We start from the raw sequence: 22,384 nt of genomic DNA, 5'->3' as shown, positions 1-22,384 counted from the left end.
CGGCATCATCAATAAAGTTTTGTGAAGACGCGATTGTTAGCGTCTTGAGATTCGAGTTTTGAGGGTTGAGTTGAGAAATTTTATACAAATCCTAACTCAATACAGATAACCCATAAAGTTATCTGCACACCCCAGCCACAAACTTACCCCATAATTGACTGATAAATCCGTCAAAACCTGTAAAAACTCCTACTCAACTCCCTGAAGCCGCCAAGGTACAGGATCGACGGACTGCCCATGCACGTAAAGTCCCCAGTGCAGGTGAGGACCTGTGGAAGCCCCTGTTGACCCCAGAGCACCAATTACTTGACCTGCTTTCACGACATCGCCTTCCTTGACATCAATCCGGCTGAGGTGCATCAAAATACTTGCTACCCCCTGGCCGTGGTCGAGACCAACGACATTCCCGTGGATTTTGAACCCTTGGGATTCGCGTCCCACTAGAGACACCCGACCTGCCGCTGGTGCGACTACAGGGGAACCGTAAGCACCTGCGTAATCAACGCCGCGGTGGTAGTAGTCTTGAGCAAATACCCCATTATAATAGCGTCGCACCCCGTAAATAGTGGTAATTTCGCCGGAGTTGGGGCGCAACAATTTGCCGTCCCAAAATTTTTCGGGTGTCACCAGTGCTTTAAATGCGTCTACGCGATCGAATTCAGCATCTGTACCTTCCTCGTCTTTCCCAGGCGGAAGCCAGATGGATTGAGTAGGAAAATCTCGATCGCGCACTTGCACGGTCAACTTCTGCACTTGTCCGTCACCTGCGACTTGAAGAAGGCGATCACCGGGTTTCTCTACCGGCGTCGTCGGCAGCAGGGCCCGAAAGCGGCCGTTGCCGATCGGAAATGCGGGGTAGTTTTTTTGCTGTAGAGAAACTGTTGGAGTTTCCCCGCCGTTACCATCAACCTGAATCATTACTGACAGCGTATCTCCCAGTTGGGGATTTTGCGGCGTCACAACTACCTGCAAAGCTTGCACCGGCAGGGCAAAACTCAGAAAGCCAGCAACAATTCCCCCGATCGAACTGGCGGTTAGCTTGTTTGCTTTCAACTGCCCCCACCGCAAAATCCGACCTGTAACTATTTCCGTACTTAGCCCGCAGTTGTCTCGATTCACAGTCATTACCATCACTAGCTGTCCTTAACCTTTGTCTCGCTGATATATTTTTAATATCTAGACTAACTCTAGCAATCCGCAATAAAAACTCCTGTAGTGCGGGGAGCAAAACCCGATTCAGCCAGACGCTCACACTACAGTTTCCATTACAAATATAAGAGAGCACAAGTTTCAACAGAAACACTCTTCATCTATAACTGGATGATTATATTTTATCAGTCCTAGGTACTATTACATAACTTTTAACAATTAGTATTAGTTATAGTTCACGCCGCTACAACAGAATTATTTTTAACTCAAGAACAGTGAAATCAATTCTTTCTTTGCGGTTTACTTTTCGAGAATTTTCTTCAAACTCTCTAGTTATTTTAGCCTGTTTTTGGCAAAATAGTATTGATTCCCAATTTTAAAATCTCACCTTTAAAATGGTATGAGATAAAAATTGAGACTTGCTATAATCTGATCACCTAGAATTATAGGGATTCAAAGGTAGCGGTGAAACCATCTAAAGTTAAGCATTCTTCCATAAATTCCTCTACATCATTGACATTCTCAAGCTGATATTCCATAATCCGTTGACCATCGCCTTTCATCTTTTTGGAAGAAAGAGGCGTAGCCGGATATTTATCAGCGATCGTTTTGAAAGCTTTGGAATGGCTCTCCCAGCTTTCAGCAGAACATTTTATGATTAAAAGCCACATGATTAAATTCCTCCTTGGGTTTGGTTTACTAACAGTCTGGCATCAGTAAAACTTAGCTCGATAGTGCCGACAAATCAAGGGATTCTGTTGTTTGGAAAAAAGCTAAAAGCCGAGCCACTATGCGAGCGACACCACCCTTAACATTAGACTCAACATTCAAAGGCATCACCGGATCATGGAGTGATAAGCGTAACAGAAACCAGCCGGATTCGCTAGCTGATGTGCAGGAAATTCGCAGACCTTCGTAGTTATTGGGAACTATTTTCCAGTCTGCTTGCATTGAGACAAATTGTTGCAGTTGCTCAATAACCCGATCGCCGTGAGCCTTGAAATCATCTACACCAAGTTTAATCCGAAACTCGGCACTTTCTTCAGGCTCTTTTAAATTCGCAATTAAATCTGGCAAAGATTGATTTGCTAGCTTTGACTTAGCCAATTCAATCAATAATTTGCTGACCAAATAAGCGCCATCATCCAGAAAATAATTTTCTTTCAAAGCTCCATGTCCAGAGGTTTCAATCGCCAGCCATGATTCCTGTCCGGCTTCATTGAGGCGAATCGACTCGTCAATCACATTTTTGTAGCCTCGTTTAAAGCGATGGTGAATCCCTTTTAAATCTTGTTCGATGAATTGTGTCAAGCCATCGGAGGTGATAGAATCAGTAACAATGGTAGAGCCTGGGTGTTCTTGTAATACGATCGCAGAAATCAAGGCAATTAAGCGATTGCGATTGAGTTCCTTGCCAACTTGATCGACGGCAGCACTGCGATCGACATCGGTATCAAAAATAATCCCAAAATCAGCTTGATGTTCAATTACCGCTTGACAAATTGACTGCATTGCCTGTTTATCTTCGGGATTTGGCACATGATTAGGGAAAGTACCATCGGGTTCTAAAAACTGGCTACCCGTAGTGTCTGTACCTAAAGGTTTTAAGACTTTATCAACATAAAAACCGCCAGCACCATTGCCCGCATCCACAACAATTTTTAATCCTGTCAGCGGCTTCTCAAAATTATCTGGATGATTGACTGCTTCCCGGATTTTTGTGACAAATTGGTTAGCATAAACAGAGATAAAATCATGCTTTGTAATCTTACCGGGCGAGGCTGCTGGCTGAAAGTTATTGCTTTGAGCTAGTGCTAAGATATCTGTAATATCCTGTTTTTGTAACCCACCTTTGGCGGTGAAAAACTTTAAGCCATTTCGATTAAATGGCAAATGGCTAGCAGTGAGCATAATCGCACCGTCGCAATCAAAACCAGGGGTAATGGTACTCATAAACATGGCGGGGGTTGATGCCATATCAAAGTCGTACACAGTTGCACCAACTGAGGCGATTCCCTCCATGACTGCTTGCATTAAGGTTGGCCCTGATAGGCGACTGTCACGCCCGATCGCGATCGTTAATTCTGCCGCTGGTTTGTTGACTTTTTGCACCAGCCAACTGACAAATGATTTACCTAAAATTGTCGCAATTTCGGGCGTTAGGTTGACTTTTTCATTGGGAACGCCTTCGAGGGCGATACCGCGAATGTCTGAGCCATTTTGAAGTTTTGTCCAGTTGAAGTTTTGCATAATAATTGATGGTAAGTAAAAAGATCGGAGTCGGCGTTTGAAACCGATCATACAAACTTTGGTCTGCGGCTAGACAGTTCGACTCAGCTTCGCCGAACGTCTTTCGCGGACTAAGAAATAAACAGAGGAGAAATTTTGGATTTGGTATTATTAGTCATTAGGGTGACAGAGTTTTTCAATTCAAGCAGCTAATCGGCATTTAAGTTGTATTTAAAGAAACAATCCCAGTCTTGTGGGTGGGATTTAATCAACCCCCAAAATATCCACTTGAAATGTTGAACCGCTTACTGAGAATTTTTGCCCTATCACCGCTAAAATTAAGCTCTAATTCCTTAGTCGCGTTCAACGCTGTAAATTGCCTGCAAGCGGAACTCACCATGAGCGGGAACTTCCACAATATCTGTAGCTGCATTTGTCGTTTCTACGCAGAGTAAACGCTGATAATCTGCATCATCAAGGTCGGCCATATTTGCAGAAATTGTCACCCAAGGATTCCACACTACGACGGATTTACTACCCGATGATTTAATGCGAATCCGACGATTGAGGGCGCTATCGTCAATGACTAATTCATTGGTGACATCAAGATAAATGCGATCGACTTCACCTGTTACTACCACTGCACCCACTTGAGTTTTTTCGACACCACCATCAACTTTATCAAGATACTGGCTATTTTCTAAGCCTAAGACCTGCACGCGGTTGATATCGCCGATTTGGAAATAGGTGTGGAAAGCTTGGGTGAGGGGAAATGCTTTGTCGCCTAGATTACGGGTGATTAATTCTACAGTGAGGCTGGTGCCGATCGTAATCTCGATCGCCAGTTCAAAGGCTTGGGGCCAAATTGCTCTAGTTTCATCGGTATCCTTGAGCCCTAGAGTGACTTTGGTGGCGCCGTCTGGGGTTGTGGCAGTTTCTAGCACATTCCAGAGGCGATTCCGCACAAACCCATGACTTGGACGCCCCAAGGCTTCGGGATCGGGGCCAAACCAGGGCCAACAGATGGGTATACCGCCTTTGATTGCTTTCCCTTCTGCATAGTAGGCTTTGTCGCTGACGAACATCAAGTCTGTGGTTTCGGTGGCGGGTTGAAAGGAGAGCACTTGACCGGAATACACAGAAATTAAGGCTTTGGCTTGACCGTTGTCGATGTGAATCATCGGGAAACCACCGTTTCCCGTGGCGAAGGTGAGGTTCCCGGCAATGCCGTAGTCTGTGTTTAATTGGTCAATACTCATGCTGTTAGCTTGGTTAATTGCTTTACAATTATCCGATATTATGGTTTCTAGATTGATTAGATTGTTGGGTTGGACGGGGGAAGATGCGATCAACACCACGATGCACTCAGAGAAACGAATTGGGAGTGCCAACTGCTCGCGAGGCGATGTGCGATCGAACCCACCGACGCACCTTGCTGAATTATTCGTAATCAAGCCGATCGCCTTTAGTCGCGAGATCGTTGAGGATGGGATGCCCTGATCGCCAGCTTCGGGCCAAACCATGAATCAGCAGCAAGGCCTTACCTGTGCAACCTCGAATTTAGTGCATTTCACCAGCCATTCGGTCTCCAGTTCAGCCGTTAGGTTAAATTCAGTTGAGTAGATCGACTCTATCTTCAGGGTGAGCAGCAAACATCAGTTTGGTACCGCTGGCGGCTAAACGATGAGCGGTGGCTTCACCTAAACCGCTACTTGCTCCAGTAATGATGACAACCTTGTTTTGAATTTCAGACATATTCACTCCTGTTAATTGATTAAATCGGCTCACCTAAAATCGATCGCAAATCCGCTTAATTACCAAGCCCGATCGTATTGAATAGGAGCAGGCACGGATTGACGTAGTTGCTTCGCAGCCCGCATCGGCCAATAAGGATCGCGCAGCAGTTCTCTGGCAAGTAATACCATATCTGCTTGACCTGTACGGATGATGTGGTCAGCCTGCGCGGGTGCAGTAATCATACCAACGGCTCCGGTGGCGATGTTGGCGGAGCGTCGAATGCGATCGGCAAAAATAGTTTGATAACCTGCACCCGTCGGAATCTTTTCACCCGGTACAATTGCGCCTGATGAACAATCGATTAAATCAACCCCCAGTGACTTTAATTTATCGCTGAGTGCAATACTTTGTTCAATGTCCCAACCATTTGGAACCCAATCGGTTGCAGAGATGCGAACCCAAAGCGGTGTTCTATCGGGCAAAACATTTCGCACCGCTTGTACGACTTCACATAAAAACCGGATGCGATGCTCAAAACTGCCACCATAGTCATCTGTGCGTTGATTGCTCAAGGGAGACATAAATTCATGCAGTAGGTAGCCGTGAGCAGCATGAATTTCTATTACGTCAAATCCGGCTTCGAGGGCGCGTTGAGCTGCGCTGACAAAGAGTGTCGTCTGCTTTTCAATGTCTTCGATACTCAGAGCGATCGGGGCGGGGCTATCGGGAGTAAATGGAATGGCGCTAGGGGCGATCGAAGTCCATCCTCCTTGGGATTCCGAAAGCACGTCGCCGCCATCCCACGGAGCTGCTGTACTGGCTTTTCGACCTGCATGAGCAAGTTGAATCCCCGCAACCGCACCATTGCGGTGAATCAACTCAACGATTCGCGCCCACATTTCAATGTGAGGATCTTGCCACATTCCCAAATCTTGCGGCGTAATTCGTCCTTCAGGCTCGACAGCCGCTGCTTCAGTCATCACCAGCCCTGCCCCTCCTACGGCTCGACTGACGAGATGAACCAAATGCCAATCATTGGCGAATCCATCAACGCTTGAATATTGACACATGGGAGAAACTGCAATGCGATTTCGGAATGTAACACCGCGTTGATCGAATGGCTCAAATAAATGCGACATAGTTGTAAACCCGTGAGTTATATAAATGCACAGATGTCAAGTACAGACTTTCTTGACGCTGGGAAGTTGACTGACCTCATTCCACCAAGTCCGCAGCTTTGAAGTTCGGGCGATCGTTGCTTCGTACTCTGGGGTCTGCGATAGGTACGTGAAGACCGGAATGAGGTAGAAATTGGCAATGTTGAAATACTCACCGTCCTGAAGGAGCGGTGATTCTTGACGCTTCATAGGGTTCTGCTAACCGTTGCTAGTCTGACAATCCCTCTGCGCCCGTTTTGAGTCGTGGCGATTCCCCATCCCGACTTTTTCGATATTTTTGGATGCGTTTTGATCTCTATCTTGCTCAGCACCACAACTAACACAAAGCACTGAACGAATAGACAAATCAATCTTGCCCCATTTAAAACCACAATCCGCACAAACTTGGCTAGTAGGTTCCCACCTACTAATCACTTGAAACTCTCTACCAAACTTTTCAGACTTAGCCTCACAGAGAGTTCTAAACTCCCTCCACCCTTGTTGGCTAATTGCCCGTGAAAGTTTCCGGTTTTTCACCATTCCTGATATATTTAAATCTTCCCAAACAATCACTTGGTTTTCGTTGACTACTTTGGTCGATAATTTATGTATAAAATCTTTGCGGGTATCAGCAATGCGGTTATGGAACCTAGCAATTTTGATTTGAGTTACATTTCTCCTTTTGGAGTCTTTTGGTTGACGAGCTAATTTGCGTTGGAGTTTGCGGATTTTCCGGTCTAACTTTTTATAGTTAGGACTTTCAGCTTTTTCACCATTGCTCATCACTGCAAAAGTTTTTATTCCCAAATCGATTCCGATACTTGGGTTTTTGGCATCAGAATGGACGGGTTGAACTTCTACAACAAAGCTTAGGAAATAACGATTTGCACAATCTTTGATTACTGTGACCGAGCTAGGTTTGGACGGGAGTTCTCTTGACCATATTGGCTGGACAATACCAATTTTGGCTAAATAGACACCGCCATTTTTAAAAGAAAAGCCTCCAATCCGAAATCTGGCAGACTGGCTGTTTGTTCTTTTTTTGAACTTAGGATAACCAACCTTGCGACCTTTCCGTTTTCCTTTACAGGAATCGAAAAAGTTCTTGAAAGCTGTTTCTAAATCCGCTACAGATTGCTGTAGAGGAATATTAGAAACTTCGCTCAGCCAGACTCTTTCTTCTGTCTTTTTCGCTTGAGTTATTACGATTTTTTGCACATCGGCTGAACTTGGCTTTTTTTCAGACTGCTTGCAGAGAGCTAGACTGTCGTTCCAGACTTTTCTGACACAGCCAAACAGCCGAGCCAAGCTCTGCTTTTGTTCTGTTGTCGGATAAAATCTGTACTTAAATCTCGCCTTCATGGTTATATTGAATGTTGGTCTGTAAGTTTGATTATATATTGGTTAGTAAACAATGACAACGTTTTACCGTCGAGAACGAAATTCTGTTACAGAACTTAAAGTACACTTGGTCTGTATAACGAAATATCGTCGGTCTGTATTCACGAGCGAAAGTCTTTCCTTGGTTGAAAAGTCGTTTCGAGATGTAGCTCAAAAAATGAACTTTCAAGTGCTAGAGTTCAATGGCGAAGAGGATCACGTTCATGCGCTGATCGAATATCCGCCCAAATTGTCGATATCTCAAATCGTTAACGCATTGAAAGGCGTATCCAGTCGTCGTTACGGACAAGCTGGACACAAAAAACCCCACAAAGAAGCATTGTGGAGTCCTAGTTATTTTGCTGTTTCTGCTGGGGGTGCGCCTTTAGAAGTTTTGAAGGAGTATATTAGAAATCAAGAAAAGCCGTCCTAGAAGGACGGGGCTTGTATCCCATTTTTCTTGGTCAGTTCGTGACCGAGCTAATACGGGTGTCCTACAGTTAGGGACTCGATCGCTTCTAGCGCAGTCTTTACAGGTGCTACTGCAGCTTTCACCTAATCCTCGTCAGTTTGACTTGAGCGCGGTTGCATAGAGATGGCTTTCCACAATGCCCATAATCTGGGGCATCCGAGAGCTTGTCACTATACAGCTCAGATATCTCGACTGAGTGCGTTTTTGAGGAATAAAATCACAGTTTAGGCTTGCGAGTCCGAAAGTAACAATAACCCGTTAGAAGGAGATTAATTTTACAGCAGACAGTATCGGGATTCTTAGCTTCTAATGGCGGCAAACCTTCGGATTTTTTAAATTCCGCCTTCTGCTTTGGGACGAAACATTTTTTCAACAATATTTTTCCGCAGAAAAACTGTCAATGGTTTTTCTATCAAAGAGTAGAATATGCAACCGAAAACTACGGTGAACACTGCCAGTAGAGCCGGAGCAAAGAAACCGTCGAAATATTTTCCTAAATTCGCCTTTTGCAGAATTTTTGTACTTGCTGAAATCACCGGTCCGTGGGTCAAAAATATCGAGTATGAGGCATCTCCCAAGAAAATTAAAAAAGCAGGAATTTTCGGGGAATCCTTGAGGTCTATCGAAGTGGCAGCAATGATTAACAGAGCTGCTAGCACTGCAAAAGTAGTGACGCGCTCCAAGTCTGTGTTTCCCCATGCGACGAGCATTCCTAAAATAACATATCCTAAATTTGCTATTCCAAACAATATCCACCTGTACTTACCGATCTTATTGTTATAGTTAATAACTATATAGGCAGCCAAGCAGCCCAAAACAAATTCTAGATTCATATTGCCAAATACTTGATTTAGCAAGAAAAAAGATTGGGGGAAGTTTATAAGCTTACAAAACTTTAAAATAGTTACCAATAGCCAAGTCGAAAGTATCGGTACAGAATGTTTTGGTTTCAACCAGATAGCTATACTGAACAGGAAGTAAAAATATAATTCGTAAATTAAAGTCCAACCTACATCCAGAATGGGCTTGTCCTTTTGAGGAATCAAGAGCAGGGAAATAATTACCTGTCCCAAACTTAAATCTTTATTGTTAGCAAAACCGGGAATTACTAGAAAGAAACACAAAACTGTTAGAGTAATTATCCAGTAGATGGGGTAAATTCGCACGCCACGTTTGACTAAAAAAGACTTTAACTGGTCTTTTTTACCGATCGCCGATCGGTGAACATACACCATGATGAAACCGCTCAATACAAAAAAGTAATCAACACCGCTCCACCCTGCCTGAAATAAATTAAAAAAAGTAACTTGATTTAATCTCTCGGCGCTCATATCGTTGAGGTGAAACATTACCACTAAAACAGCCGCAATCCCTCGATAAACTTGCAATAGGTTAAGCTTTTTGTGAGGAGTTGAACTCTGTGCCATGAGAAAATACCTGGGTCAAGGGTAGCCGTTGTGCTTGTTCTCCAACTATAGTCAACGCCCCAAACATAGTCAACACATCAGACACTATAATATAACTTTATACTTTTTTCATAAACTTGTGCAAGAAGACTTCCGACTGATGATCGTTGACTTAGTTCTAGTTCTCGCTGCTGCCGCAGCAGGAGAGCTTTTTGCATCGCTTTTGCGACAGCCGGTAATTCTCGGGTATCTCCTGGGAGGGATCGTAGTTGGGCCGGCAGGTTTGGGGCTGATTAAAGAATTAATTCAGGTAGACACCCTGGCTGAATTCGGGGTTGCTTTTCTGTTATTTGTCTTGGGAGTGGAATTTTCTTTCGCCGAACTCCAGAAAGTAAAAGCTATTAGTTTGGGCGGGGAGGCTTGCAAATTGTGCTGACGATAGCCATTACGGAAGGAGATTAATTTCACAGCAGACAGTATCGGGATTTTTAGCTTCTAATGCAGTCAAACCTTTGGCTTTTTTAGATTCTGCCTTCTGCTTTGGGACGAAACATTTTTTCAACAATATTTTTCCGCAGAAAAACTGTCAATGGTTTTTCTATCAAAGAGTAGAATATGCAACCGAAAACTACGGCGAACACTGCCAGTAGAGCCGGAGCAAAGAAACCGTCGAAATAGTTTCCTAAATTCGCATTTTGCAGAATTTTTGTACTTGCTGAAATCACCGGCATGTGGGTCAAAAATATCGAGTATGAGGCGTCACCCAAGAAAATTAAAAAAGCAGGAATTTTCGGGGAATCCTTGAGGTCTATGGAGGTGGCAGCAATGATTAACAGAGCTGCTAGCACTCCAAAAGTAGTGACGCGCCCTAACCCAATCTTTCCCGATGCCGTGAGGATTTCTAAAATAACATATCCTAAATTTGCTATCCCAAACAATATCCACCTATACTTACCGATCTTATTGTTATATTTAATCACAATATACGCAGCCAAGCAGCCCAAAACAAATTCTAGATTCATCTCTCCAAATACTGTTACCAGCAAAAAAAAATCGTCGGGGAATCTTACAATTTTACGATAATGTAAAAGCGTTACTAATAGCCAAGCCGAAAGAATAGGCACAGAATGTTTAGGTTTCAGCCAGATAGCTATGCTGAACAATAAATAAAAATATATTTCGTAAATTAAAGTCCAACCTACCTCCAGAATGAACTTGTCCTTATAGTGAGGGTCCTTTTGAGGAATCAAGAGCAGCGACTCAATTACCTGTCCCAAACTTAAATCTTGATTGTTAGCAAAAGCTGGAATAACTAGAAATAAACACCAAACAGTCAGAGTAATTATCCAGTATATCGGATAAATTCGCACGGCGCGCTTGACTAAAAACGATTTTAACTGGTCTTTTTTACCGATCGCCGATCGGTGAACGTACACCATGATGAAACCGCTCAATACAAAAAAGTAATCAACACCGCTCCACCCTGCCTGAAATAAATTAAAAAAAGCAACTTGATCTAATCTCTTCGCACTCATCTGGCTGAGGTGAACCATGACCACCAATACAGCCGCAATCCCTCGATAAACTTGCAAGAGGTTAAGCTTTTTGTGAGGAGTTGAACTCTGTGCCATGAAAAAATACCTGGGTCAAGGGTAGCCGTTGTGCTTGTTCCTCAACTATAGTCAACGCCCCAAACATAGTCAACACATCAGACACTATAATATAACTTTATACTTTTTTCATAAACTTGTGCAAGAAGACTTCCGACTGATCGTTGACTTAGTTCTAGTTCTCGCTGCTGCCGCAGCAGGAGGACTCTTTGCATCGCTTTTGCGACAGCCGGTAATTCTCGGGTATCTCCTGGGAGGGATCGTAGTTGGGCCGGCAGGTTTGGGGCTGATTAAAGAATTAATTCAGGTAGACACCCTGGCTGAATTCGGGGTTGCTTTTCTGTTATTTGCCTTGGGAGTAGAATTTTCTTTCGCCGAACTCCAGAAAGTAAAAGCCATTAGTTTGGGCGGAGGGGGCTTGCAAATTGTGCTGACGATCGCCATTACTACTGCAATTTCCTTGGCTGTAGGGTGGGTAGAATCGCCCGCTCAAGGCGTGTTTTTAGGAGCGATTCTGTCGCTTTCCTCGACTGCAGTCGTCCTGAAATGCTTGATGGAACGCAATGAATCCGGTACTTCCCACGGCCAAGTCATGCTGGGAATATTAGTAGTTCAAGATTTGGCTTTGGGGCTAATGTTAGCAGTTTTGCCGGCACTCAATCAGCCAGCAGAAGAGATCGGCATGACGGTAGCGTGGGCCCTGCTGCGGATCGGGTTATTTGCTGCCGGTGCTGTAGTAGCGGGCATTTGGATGGTACCGCAGTTGCTGCGATACCTAGCGAAAACAGAAAGTCGAGAACTGTTTTTGCTGGGAGTTGTGGTTTTGGCTTTAGGGATTGCGCTGCTGACAGAATATTTGGGTTTTTCGATCGAGATGGGCGCATTTGTGGCGGGTTTAATGATTTCGGAGGTGGAATATGCCGACCAAACTCTAACTTATGTCGAGCCTTTGCGAGATATTTTTGCATCCTTATTTTTTGTCACCATCGGAATGTTAATAGACCCGATGTTTCTGTGGAACCATCTAGAAGTAATTCTGGGACTGGTATTTATAGTATTTGTCGGCAAATTCTTGATTATAACGCCGATCGTCCGACTATTTGGCTATCCGTTAAAAACAGCATTAATCGCAGGTTTGGGCTTAGCTCAAATAGGAGAATTCTCCTTTGTACTCGCTAGTGCCGGCCAAGCTATGGGGCTGGTTTCGCGGAATGTTTACCTGTTAATTTTAGGCACGACAGCAGTCACCCTCGTGCTAACTCCGTTTGTGTTGAGAAGCGTGCCCCAGTTATTGAAATGGGCGGAAAATTTCGGGCCTTTACAGCGCTATTTTGACGAAACATCTCAACCTGTGGCAATAGCTGAAAGTTTGCCAGAACAAAATTATGTTGTGGTTTGTGGCTACGGGCGAGTCGGCAGAATTTTAGTCAAAATGCTGCAAAGCCGCAACTGTTCTGTTGTGGTGATCGACGAGTCAGAAAGTAGAATTCAAGAGTGCAGAGTCCAAGGAATTCCTTACATTTACGGGAATGCTGCCAGCTTGCACGTATTGGAAGCCGCCCGGGTGGAACGGGCAAAAGCAATGGCGATCGCCCTTCCCGATCCCATGAGCACTCGCTTGTGTCTGAAGCGGGCTTTAGAATTAGTCCCGGATTTGGATATTGTGGTGCGGGCCAACCAAGATAAAGACATTGAACTGCTTTACCAACTGGGGGCCTGGGAAGTAGTGCAGCCGGAGTTTGAGGCCAGTTTAGAACTGTCTTCCCACTTGTTGGCTAGTATTGGGATCTCGGCAATGGCGATCGCGCGGGAAGTTCAGCAAATTCGCAGCAGCCGCTATCTGGAATTGCGGCCACCGCGCGAACCTTTGGCGGTTTCGCGGGATTTGAAAGTGGCGGTTCGAGATATGAACAGCGAGTGGTACAACTTGCCGTCAGGTTCTCCCATCGCCAGCATGACTCTGGAAGAAACTAACTTGCGACAGTTGACAGGGGTCAGCGTAATGGCGATCGTCCGCGAGAATGGCGAGGAAATTGATTATCCTAACGGGAAGACAGCTTTGCAGTCGGGCGATCGACTTTTTGTAGTGGGAGAACCGGAAGAACTCATCAGTTTTGAGTTGCTGGCGAAGGGCGAAGTTGCAGTGCCGCAGGGCGACAGTTCTTGCCAGTGGCTGAGACTGCCAGCAAACAGCCCTTGGGCGGGCAAAAAACTGTCAGAGGTAGATGTGCTGACCCAATACGGGGTGCAGGTGCGGGCGATCCGCCGGGAAGGGAAATTTACTCGCTGGCCCGACGGAAGTAGTAATTTGCAAGAAGGCGATCGTTTGCTGCTGTGTGGTGGCTTCTACGAGCTCGGCTTGATGCAGCGGACGGCCTCACCGCCTGTGCCGCAACCTGCTTTAAAACTGCCTTTGGTCAAGGCCCAAGTCAGTGAAAAGCTGTTTAGCGATTAGGGAGGGAAGAAGGAAGAAGGAAGAAGGAAGAAGGAAGAAAGGGAAGAGGGAAGAGGGAAGAAGGAAGAAAGGGAAGAGGGAAGAGGGAAGAAGGAAGAAAGGGAAGAGGGAAGAAAGGGAAGAGGGAAGATTTTTCCCCTCCCCCCTCTCTCCCCCCCCTCTCCCCCTCTCCCACTCTCCCCGTCTCCTCAGCCGTTGGGTTTGAGATAAGCAATTGCTGGCCGCGAGATCAGAATTTGTGTTTCTGAGGGATCGACGAGGCAAATGCAGCTATGATCCTGCCAAAAAATTCTACCCGCTAGTAAGTCGCCGGTCAGGAGTTTGATTTCCACCTGTTGTTTGTCTTTGATGTAGCTTTGTATTAAGCGAACGCTGGGCAATCCGGTTTCAAATTCAGACATAGTTCAGAAAAATATAGTCAAATATTACCTTAAACCATATTCTTCGGTTTATACCATTTAACCCATACTGGCGCAATTACAAGCGCCTCTACCGGATGAGAGACAAACCCCTTGGCGGCTACTTTTCGAGGGATATTCATTGAGCCATTGACATCAGCATTAATTAGATATCCCTGTGGAGTTACAAATATTATATTTGTTTATATTTCACTATAAAGGACTATAAATTGCATAAAGTTTTATAATACTGGGAAATGGGTAATTTGGTCAGCAAATTATCTATCAGTTTTAACCAAAAAAGGTTTGTTTTTATGCCGATCGAGTTTGCGAAGTATCACGGACTGGGAAATGATTTTATTCTGATTGACAACCGCCAGTCGTCAGAACCGGTGATCACGCCAGAACAAGCTGTGGATTTGTGCGATCGACATTTCGGGATTGGCGCAGACGGTGTGATATTTGCTCTTCCGGGTCAAAACGACACTGACTATACGATGCGGATTTTTAACTCCGATGGTTCGGAACCGGAAATGTGTGGCAACGGAATTCGCTGTTTGGCTAAGTTTATCGCCGATTTGGAAGGGTCAGAGGCGAAAACTCAGTACCGCATCCACACTCTGGCTGGTGTGATTAGCCCGGAATTGCGATCGGACGGTCAGGTGAAGGTGGATATGGGGGTTCCCCGGCTGCTGGCTGCGGAAATTCCGACAACTTTGGCTGCAGCGGATGCCAAAGCTATTGATGTGCCGATCAAAGTTGCTGATAAATCTTGGTCTGTTACCTGCGTCAGCATGGGCAATCCTCACTGCATTACTTTTGTAGAGGATGTTTCGGCTGTTGCTTTAGAAAGTGTCGGGCCTCAATTCGAGAACAACCAAGCCTTCCCGCAGCGTACCAATACGGAATTTATTCAAGTGATCCGTTCGGACTACGTAAAAATGCGGGTGTGGGAAAGAGGTGCGGGTGTTACTCTAGCTTGTGGGACTGGTGCTTGTGCTGCTGTGGTAGCTGGAGTGTTGGTAGGGAAGTGCGATCGGGCAACTGCGGTTGAGCTCCCCGGCGGCGTTTTGGAAATCGAATGGGCAGAAGTTTCTGGGCGGATTTACATGACCGGGCCGGCACAGCGAGTATTTACTGGTTCTATGAGTGATTAGTCATTAGTCATTAGTTATTAGTCATCAGTCATTAGTCAGAAGGGATTTTTTGTTGAATTAACAAACAATAAAAATTATTGACTTCAAAATTTTTATTGAATTCTGACCAATGCCTTCTGCCTTCACAAATTATTGGCTGCGGACTGAAGACTGAAGACTAATAACTAAGCCTAAAATCTAAAATCTAAGATCTAAAATCTAAAATCTAAAATTAAGTAGGTGGGCTTGCATGGCTGGAGGTATTTATCTGATTCAGGACGACGACAGGCTGGTAGAAATGATGGAACAGCCCTACGACTCGGAAGACCAGTTACAAGATTTGCTAGTAACTTATCCTAATTTGATCGCGGGAGATCAAATCGATCGGGCGACGGCGCGGAGGTGGCTGTTAATTTCGCGGGAAGCTGCACCCAGCGATGAGGAAACAGCGGTGCAGTGGTCGCTGGATCATTTGTTTCTCGACCAAAATGCCGTTCCTACTTTGGTCGATGTCCGGCGAACTCCTAATGCCGAACTGCGGCAAAAAGTTTTGGGTCAGTCGATCGACTATGCTGCTAATGCGTTGGTTTACTGGCCGGTCGATTCAATTATTTCTCTGTTTGAAGCTAATTGTCGCGATCGGGGTCGCGATCCCGAACAGATTTTTGAAGAGTTTCTCGGTGCGGATGCTAATGAAGACAGATTTTGGCAAAAGGTTAAAACTAATTTGCAAGCGGGTAAAGTTCGCTTAGTGTTTGTAGCTGACGAGATTTCCGCTGAAATGCGCCGAGTTGTCGAATTTCTCAACGAACAAATGGACCCCGTTGAAGTTTTGGCCCTGGAAATTAAGCAGTATGTAAGTGAAGATGGTTTGAAAACGCTCGTTCCCAGAGTGATCGGTCAGACAGCGGAAGCACAGCAGAAAAAATCCAGCGCAACGCGCGAAAGAAGGCGCTGGGATGAATCTTCATTTTTTGCGGAAATCAAAGCTAGACGGGGCGCGGACGAGGCGCAAATGGCAAGAGCAATTTACCTTTGGGCAAAAAGTCAAGAACCCGAAGTTCAAATCCAGTGGGGAACGGGGGACGCCTACGGCGGTTTCGCGGCTCAATTACCTCAAAAGGGAAGAAAACCCTATCAGTTATTCACTGTAGATATTGCTGGCAGAATGGAGATTTCTGCTGATAATTACGGTTCCCAGCCGCCCTTTAATGCTGAACACAATTGGCTGGAATTGAGAAGTAAGCTGAGTGTGATCGGTCTGTCGCTACCTACAGAACCGGGCGAGAGAAGGTCGCCGAGTCTGGCTTTGTTTACTTTGCAAGACGAATCTGCCCTCAAGCAAGTTATACAAACTTTTGATTGGGTGATTGAGCAAATTAAAACGTTATAGTCAGTGGTCAGTGGTCATTAGTCAGTAGTCATTAGTCAGTAGTCCTTGGTGTTAATAATTGGTTACGATCGCCAACAAATAACAAATAACCAATAACAACTAACAACCCACAAATAACCAATAACAACTAACAACCCACAAATAACCAATAACAACTAACAACTGACTCATGACTACTGACTCATGACTATTGACTATTGATATCGAATATTTGCTTGTTTCAAACGCCGCAGGGCTTCTCCCAAGCGATCGCAATCTGCAATTAAACTAATTCTCACATATCCTTCGCCGCCCGGCCCAAAAGCATTACCAGGAGTCACCACAACACCCGTTTGCTGCAAAACATTGAGGGCAAAATCAGTCGAACTCATGCCCGGAGTGCAGGGAACCCAAAGATACATGGCAGCCAGAGGTTTAGGAATATTCCACCCTAATTCTGCCAATCCTTCAACCATGAAATCCCGGCGAGTCCTGTAACGATTCTGCACTTCGTGCAAGTAACTGTCGGGCAATTGCAGTGCTGTTTCTGCTGCTGTTTGCAATGCGGAAAATATACCGTAATCTAGGTTAGTTTTTAATGTCCGCAAACCTTGAATAATTTTGCTATTTCCTACTACAAAACCGACGCGCCAGCCGGCCATATTGTAGGTTTTGGACATCGTGTGAAATTCGACACCGATTTCTTTACCGCCGGGAATTTCTAATAAACTTGTCGGTTGATAGCCGTCAAAGGCTAATTCCGCATAACACAAGTCGTGAACCAGCAAGATTTGATGTTTGTGTGCGAAAGCAACAATATCTTTGTAAAATTCGCGGGGTGCAGTCGCTCCAGTCGGATTACTGGGATAATTGAAATAGAGGATTTTAGCTTGTTCGGCTACGCTGTCGGGAATGTCGGCTAAGTCAATTACCCAGTCATTTTCTGGTTTGAGGATGATGTTGTGAACTTTTGCGCCGGCGATTATTGGGCCGCGAAATAATACGGGATAAGCAGGACTTGGTACTAATATTAAGTCCCCTGGATTGATATAGGCGATCGCAAAATGTGCTAAACCTTCTTTAGAACCCAACAAAGGCAATGCTTCGCTTTCTGGATCGAGTTCAACGTTGTAGCGACGGCTGTACCATTTAGTAATAGTACGGCGGAAACTGGCAGTTCCTTCAAAAGGTGGATAGCCGTGATTGGCAGAATTTTGGATGGCTGCGACAGCGGCTTCTACTACTGGTTTAGGAGTGGCACCGTCGGGGTTTCCCATTCCTAAGTCTATTAAATCGAGTCCTTGTTCGCGGGCGCGGGCTTTGAGTTCGTCGAGACGGGCAAATACGTAGGGCGGTAGTTTTTGCAACCTGTCAGCAGGGGTAATCCAATCCAAGGTCATTTATTTTTTGTCAGTTGTCAGTTTTCCTGGTTTGTAGTAAGGACTTTCGTCCTTGCTAGCACAGCCTTTTCAGGACTTTAGTCCTTACTACAAACTGTTTTAATTCTTAATCTTTAATTCTCCCACAGGTGCGGTGGTAGAAACCATCGCTGCCATTAATTGTTGGGGAACAACTTTAAAAGGCAGTCGGTGGATGTCGGAATTAGGATTGCAGGCTATGTCGGCGGCGCGCTGCAATTCTGTGAGGGTAATGTCTCCGAGTCCGAGGTTTTCTAAAGTTTGTGGCAATCCAATCTCGGCATAGAATTTTAGCAGTTGCTGTCTGGCGCTAGCGGCGAGTTGATTGTTTTGCAGCATTTCTTCTAGTCGCAGTTGTACTAAAATGCCGTAGGCGACTTTTTCGCCGTGCAATGTGCCGTGACTTGCTAATAGATGAGTTAGGCCGTTGTGGACGGCGTGGGCGGCGACGGTGCGACATTGAGCACCACCAATTCCGCCGATTACTCCTGCTAGCAATACGGCGGCATCTGTGACTTCTTGCCAGGTTTCGCTACCGGGTTCTTTGAGGGCAGCGGCTGATTTTTGGAATAATATATCGCGCAGTATTCTAGCTTGTTGAACGGCGGAAATTATCAGGGTTTGTTCGGAGTGTCCGCTGCTGACTGATGCTTCGTACCATTTGGCGATCGCATCTCCAATTCCTGCTACTAATGTCCGCTGTGGTGCGGTTTGAATCAAGCCGTAGTCGAGTATTAATAAATCGGGACATCTGGCTAATGTGACATCGTATTGGAATGCACCTTGTTCTGAATAAATGTTAGAAAGGGCTGTCCAAGCGGCACAGGTGGCTGCTGATGTGGGTATGGTGACGATCGGGATTTTGCACTGATGGGCGACGAGTTTGGCTGCGTCTAAGGCTTTGCCGCCGCCGACACCGATGATGAAGTCGGCTTGATGGGTTTGGGCTGCTTCGCGGAGGGTTTCGAGGCTGGTTTCGCTGCAATCCTTGCCGTATGCTGTTTCGGCGGATTTTAACTGCTGCTGTTCGAGGATTGGTTGCAGGTAGGGTTGGGCGGCGGCGAGGGAGTTGCTGCCGCCGACGATTAGCGGCCGCTTTCCGAAACGGGCGATCGCATCTCCGGCTTGTGCGATCGCCGATCGACCTCGCAATACACAGGCGGGAGCAATTGTCAAGGAATAAATTGCAGTTGGGGTGGCGGTTTTAGTGCTTTGGGTTTGAGTCATCGAACCACTGGATAAGTGACGAGAAGGTTGACGCTTTGCAGGATTGCTGGATTTTCTAGGATAACTCTAATCTATGCGGAAATGGTAAGTTTTATAAAGTTTTTATTAAGTATTGTTGGGCTGTTCGGGGATGGGAGGGGGGAGTTGAGGGGCGATCGCTATGATAAATTTAGGAATATAAGCAATTTCAAGGATAGGGCAATGCTGACTAAACAAGATTGGGACTGGTTAGCAGTGTGTTCTCATTATCAAACGGCTGTCACAGTCCAGACACTTCTCAAAGAAGGAAAATCTATGGAAGCAACGGCAGGTTTAGAATCTTTAATTGAAGCAATGGGAAGAACCGAAAAACGAGCATTAAAAAGCCAGTTAATTCGTTTAATGCTTCATATTATTAAATGGAAATCTCAACCTGAAAAACGAACGGCTAGCTGGGCTATTAGTATTCGTTCGGCGCGGCGAGAGATTGAAGAAAGTCAAGAAGAAATGCCGAGTCTAAATCGTGATTTTATTGAGTCTATCTGGGATAAATGTTTTCAAGTGGCGCTGAAAGATGCCGAGGATGAAATGGGTAAAAAATGTCAATTAACCTCACTTGCTTGGTCTGAAGTTTTTGAGGATGAATATAGTTTTGAGACTTTTTGAATTCTGTCATCCTCCCAGTCTTCGCCATCGAGTGCCCAAAACTCGGTTAATTCAGGATCTGCCAAAAAATCTTCGGCTGTAGCAGGTATAAATGGTGCTAGTATTTTATGGCGTTCTGCTATTGGCAAACTAGCAATCTCTCTAATTGATAGCTTGAGAGTAGGTGCGGTTGTTGACGAACTGTTAGACTCAGAACTTTCGGTGGATAACTGCTTTTTATCTTCCGCTTTTTGCACGAGTAATTGTGCAAATTCGAGCACTTCTTGTTGTTTCTCCGTTGGCAACTGTCGCAGTTTCTCTAACACTGCTTGCTCAAAATTAATTGTTTCTGACATTTAAATTACCTTCCCTAAGCGTTTATCGTTTGATTTCTCACGCAGTCAAGTTTTGTAGTTCCATATTGGCAAATCGCGCCATAATTTTGATCTTTCCCTCCTACTTCACCCATCACGCCGCCAAATTTTGATACTCCCATCAGAACTGCCACTAACCAGAGTGTTTCCATCCGGGCTAAAACTGACCGAATTAACCTGGGCTGAATGCCCTGTGAGAGTGAAAATTGTGTGTCCATTTTTTACATTCCACAGTTTGATTGTACTGTCTCCACTACCACTAACAAGAATTTGTCCATCCGGGCTAATGGCGACAGAATTAACATAGTCTGAATGCCCTCTGAGAGTGCGAACTTCCTTGCCAGCTTTCAGGTCGCAAAGCTTGATAGTATGGTCATAACTGCCACTAGCAAGAGTTTGCCCATCCGAGCTAATTGCAACAGAAGAAACCGACTTTGAATGCCCTATGAGAGTGCGAAATGCCTGACCATTTTTCAGATTCCACAGTTTGATAGTATGGTCATAACTGCCACTAGCAAGAGTTTGTCCATCCGGGCTGATAGCGACAGACCAAACCGAGGATGAATGCCCTATGAGAGTGCGAATTTCCTGCCCATTTTTCAGATTCCACAGTTTGATAGTCTGGTCTTGACTGCCACTAGCAAGAGTTTCTCCGTCTGGACTAAAAGCAAGAGACCGAATTAAACTTGAGTGACCCTTTATGGTTCTAAATTCTTGTCCAGTTTCCAGATTCCATAGCTTAATTTGTCTGTCATAACTTCCACTAGCTAAAATTGTTCCATTAGGGTTAATAGCAACACAATAAACCGCGACTGAATGCCCAGAAAAAGTACGAATTAGCTCTCCTGTATGGAGATTCCAAAGTTTGCTGCTATTACTAGCAAAAGTCTTGCCATCTGGACTAATAACTACGCAATCAACAGATGACATACCTACGCCATTAAGAGTTTTTACACATTTGAAGGAGTGAGCTTTTCTAATGATTTTTTCTTCTATTTGTTGTTTGCGTTGGGCTTCAGCTTTGGGTGCTTCTTGAGATTGACGTTCAGCCTCTACTTGCTGAATCAGCTTTTTCAACTCTTCTTCATACTGTTTTCCCTGTCGCCGCTGAATATCCTGAAGAATATCAAAATAAGGTTTCACCCATTCTTCTGCCAACCCATATTCAGCCAATTCATCCTTTAAATTAAACAACTGAGGTTCATAGCCAGGGTCAATATTGAGATAATACAAATCCGCTAAAAATCCCGCCAGCAACTTGTGAATCGCTACAATCAACTGCCGAATGATGCGGAGGGCTTTTTTCTCACTTACCCCAGATGCTAAAAGTGCATCTTTTGCCTCTTCCCAGTCAAAAACTTTGGTAGAAAACAGGGAGACTTCCTGATTATTCAGGAATCCCCAAAAGCCGACGCGAAAAGTTACGGCATAGTCGCTGATATCGCTATATAAAATTGTAGTCGGAACCGGAGATAAAATTCGCTGCAAGCGTTCCACATCAATATCACCAATCGACTCAGTGAAATAGTCGCTATAAAACTTAACCGGGCGTAAGACATCCTGTTGAGGATAATGCTGTCTGAGAAAATCTCCCACACTTCTCATCTCAATTGGCAAATCTTCACAGAATGTTTCCGGGCATTGCTTGCTAATTTTGGGCGGTGATAGTAAGATTAAGAGGCGATGTTGCTGCTGAAGTAAAATCTGCTTCGTTTCCTCTCGATTTAACTTAGAAAACCAAGTATCTTTATCCCAAATTGTTTGAATTTCAGCCAGCTTGACCTGAATATCCTTTGCTTGCAATTCCCGCATCAAATCCCGCTGCAAGGCTGCCAGCTTCACTCTATCCTGCTGTTCCTGTTCCTGTAACTCAAGGCGGCGTGCTGTTTGTGCTACTGTTAGCTTTAACAATTCCCGATCTCTGGTATCTTTGGCTTTCGCGTATTCCAGCATTTCTTGAGAATAACGCTGTTTTGCTTGCTCTATCTCCGTCGAATCCGATGAATTATTGGGAGCGGAAATCAGAATATCTCGGTACTTTTGAGAGTTCTTGCCGAAGGCTTCTCCTAGTTTGTAGCCAATATTTCTGGCGATGGGTGAGAGCACTTCCGAGATGTAGGGAGCGATAGCGGCGATGATTGTTGGAAGCATAAATCTGGGTGAGGATGCGGTTATTAATAGTGTAGCAGGATGTTAGGAGGTATAATTCGGATGGTTGCCCAATATTCTGCACTTGTTGC

General features: G+C 45.0%; 21 protein-coding genes. 6 read left to right on the top strand and 15 right to left on the bottom strand.

Annotated elements, in window-relative coordinates; translation table 11 throughout:
• Positions 1–189: 189 nt before the first annotated feature.
• The 8 genes from QUB44_RS13905 to QUB44_RS13870 all read right to left on the bottom strand — a co-directional run bounded on the left by QUB44_RS13905 (position 190) and on the right by QUB44_RS13870 (position 7,634).
• On the bottom strand, positions 190–1,131 hold the full coding sequence (locus QUB44_RS13905; protein ID WP_333368216.1) for a M23 family metallopeptidase: 942 nt from the start codon (positions 1,129–1,131) through the stop codon (positions 190–192).
• A gap of 461 nt (positions 1,132–1,592) precedes the next feature.
• Entirely contained in the window at positions 1,593–1,820 is a 228-nt protein-coding gene (locus tag QUB44_RS13900; protein ID WP_333167447.1) for a hypothetical protein, read from the bottom strand.
• A 52-nt stretch (positions 1,821–1,872) separates the two neighbouring features.
• A complete protein-coding gene (locus QUB44_RS13895; RefSeq protein WP_333368202.1) occupies positions 1,873–3,399 on the bottom strand; it encodes a phosphomannomutase/phosphoglucomutase in 1,527 nt (508 codons plus the stop codon).
• A 332-nt stretch (positions 3,400–3,731) separates the two neighbouring features.
• Positions 3,732–4,901, bottom strand: coding sequence for a D-hexose-6-phosphate mutarotase (locus tag QUB44_RS13890; protein ID WP_333368199.1), 1,170 nt, complete (start codon positions 4,899–4,901; stop codon positions 3,732–3,734).
• Positions 4,902–4,989: 88 nt separating this feature from the next.
• Positions 4,990–5,133, bottom strand: a complete 144-nt coding sequence (locus QUB44_RS13885; RefSeq protein ID WP_333167455.1) for an SDR family NAD(P)-dependent oxidoreductase — start codon at positions 5,131–5,133, stop codon at positions 4,990–4,992.
• Between the two features lie 59 nt (positions 5,134–5,192).
• Positions 5,193–6,254, bottom strand: a complete 1,062-nt coding sequence (locus tag QUB44_RS13880) for an NADH:flavin oxidoreductase/NADH oxidase (RefSeq protein WP_333368196.1) — start codon at positions 6,252–6,254, stop codon at positions 5,193–5,195.
• A gap of 36 nt (positions 6,255–6,290) precedes the next feature.
• Positions 6,291–6,482: a hypothetical protein gene (locus QUB44_RS13875; RefSeq protein WP_333368192.1), complete on the bottom strand. Its 192-nt coding sequence runs from the start codon at positions 6,480–6,482 to the stop codon at positions 6,291–6,293.
• Positions 6,483–6,491: 9 nt separating this feature from the next.
• A complete protein-coding gene (locus QUB44_RS13870) occupies positions 6,492–7,634 on the bottom strand; it encodes a transposase (RefSeq protein WP_333368190.1) in 1,143 nt (380 codons plus the stop codon).
• Between the two features lie 52 nt (positions 7,635–7,686).
• On the opposite strand from QUB44_RS13870, the gene tnpA reads away from it, so the two are divergent.
• The gene (gene tnpA, locus QUB44_RS13865) at positions 7,687–8,085 is read left to right on the top strand and encodes an IS200/IS605 family transposase (RefSeq protein ID WP_333368187.1); all 399 of its coding nucleotides are present in this window, start codon (positions 7,687–7,689) and stop codon (positions 8,083–8,085) included.
• A 371-nt stretch (positions 8,086–8,456) separates the two neighbouring features.
• On the opposite strand, the gene QUB44_RS13860 is transcribed toward tnpA, so the two are convergent.
• On the bottom strand, positions 8,457–9,551 hold the full coding sequence (locus QUB44_RS13860; RefSeq protein WP_333368184.1) for an acyltransferase: 1,095 nt from the start codon (positions 9,549–9,551) through the stop codon (positions 8,457–8,459).
• Positions 9,552–9,669: 118 nt separating this feature from the next.
• On the opposite strand from QUB44_RS13860, the gene QUB44_RS13855 reads away from it, so the two are divergent.
• Complete coding sequence (locus QUB44_RS13855; protein WP_333368181.1) at positions 9,670–9,966, top strand: cation:proton antiporter domain-containing protein; 297 nt, start codon at positions 9,670–9,672, stop codon at positions 9,964–9,966.
• An 85-nt stretch (positions 9,967–10,051) separates the two neighbouring features.
• Here QUB44_RS13855 and QUB44_RS13850 read toward each other — a convergent pair whose 3' ends face one another.
• Positions 10,052–11,161, bottom strand: a complete 1,110-nt coding sequence (locus QUB44_RS13850) for an acyltransferase (protein WP_333368178.1) — start codon at positions 11,159–11,161, stop codon at positions 10,052–10,054.
• Between the two features lie 118 nt (positions 11,162–11,279).
• On the opposite strand from QUB44_RS13850, the gene QUB44_RS13845 reads away from it, so the two are divergent.
• A complete protein-coding gene (locus QUB44_RS13845; protein WP_333368175.1) occupies positions 11,280–13,595 on the top strand; it encodes a cation:proton antiporter domain-containing protein in 2,316 nt (771 codons plus the stop codon).
• 188 nt (positions 13,596–13,783) lie between these two features.
• Here QUB44_RS13845 and QUB44_RS13840 read toward each other — a convergent pair whose 3' ends face one another.
• Complete coding sequence (locus QUB44_RS13840; RefSeq protein ID WP_333368172.1) at positions 13,784–13,996, bottom strand: Hfq-related RNA-binding protein; 213 nt, start codon at positions 13,994–13,996, stop codon at positions 13,784–13,786.
• A 311-nt stretch (positions 13,997–14,307) separates the two neighbouring features.
• On the opposite strand from QUB44_RS13840, the gene dapF reads away from it, so the two are divergent.
• Both dapF and QUB44_RS13830 read left to right on the top strand, forming a co-directional pair.
• Positions 14,308–15,150 (top strand): diaminopimelate epimerase, encoded by an 843-nt coding sequence (gene dapF / locus QUB44_RS13835; RefSeq protein WP_333368169.1) that lies wholly within the window; start codon positions 14,308–14,310, stop codon positions 15,148–15,150.
• 229 nt (positions 15,151–15,379) lie between these two features.
• Positions 15,380–16,522 carry a hypothetical protein gene (locus QUB44_RS13830; RefSeq protein ID WP_333368166.1) on the top strand — a complete coding sequence of 381 codons (1,143 nt, stop codon included), beginning with the start codon at positions 15,380–15,382 and terminating at the stop codon, positions 16,520–16,522.
• Between the two features lie 194 nt (positions 16,523–16,716).
• Here QUB44_RS13830 and QUB44_RS13825 read toward each other — a convergent pair whose 3' ends face one another.
• Together QUB44_RS13825 and QUB44_RS13820 are read right to left on the bottom strand one after the other, a co-directional pair.
• Entirely contained in the window at positions 16,717–17,901 is a 1,185-nt protein-coding gene (locus QUB44_RS13825; RefSeq protein ID WP_333368163.1) for an aspartate aminotransferase, read from the bottom strand.
• Between the two features lie 99 nt (positions 17,902–18,000).
• Positions 18,001–19,146: an iron-containing alcohol dehydrogenase family protein gene (locus tag QUB44_RS13820; protein WP_333368159.1), complete on the bottom strand. Its 1,146-nt coding sequence runs from the start codon at positions 19,144–19,146 to the stop codon at positions 18,001–18,003.
• Positions 19,147–19,347: 201 nt separating this feature from the next.
• On the opposite strand from QUB44_RS13820, the gene QUB44_RS13815 reads away from it, so the two are divergent.
• Positions 19,348–19,791: a DUF29 domain-containing protein gene (locus QUB44_RS13815; RefSeq protein ID WP_333368156.1), complete on the top strand. Its 444-nt coding sequence runs from the start codon at positions 19,348–19,350 to the stop codon at positions 19,789–19,791.
• On the opposite strand, the gene QUB44_RS13810 is transcribed toward QUB44_RS13815, so the two are convergent.
• Both QUB44_RS13810 and QUB44_RS13805 read right to left on the bottom strand, forming a co-directional pair.
• Positions 19,728–20,126, bottom strand: coding sequence for a hypothetical protein (locus QUB44_RS13810; protein ID WP_333368153.1), 399 nt, complete (start codon positions 20,124–20,126; stop codon positions 19,728–19,730). The two genes, QUB44_RS13815 and QUB44_RS13810, sit on opposite strands and share 64 nt — an antisense overlap.
• A gap of 105 nt (positions 20,127–20,231) precedes the next feature.
• Entirely contained in the window at positions 20,232–22,295 is a 2,064-nt protein-coding gene (locus QUB44_RS13805) for a WD40 domain-containing protein (protein ID WP_333368150.1), read from the bottom strand.
• Positions 22,296–22,384 lie beyond the last annotated feature (89 nt).

Source organism: Microcoleus sp. AT3-D2, assembly GCF_036705715.1.
Classification (GTDB): Bacteria; Cyanobacteriota; Cyanobacteriia; order Cyanobacteriales; family Microcoleaceae; genus Microcoleus.
The sequence above is the reverse complement of the archived record's forward strand: the minus strand, read 5'-3'. Positions and strand labels throughout refer to the sequence as shown.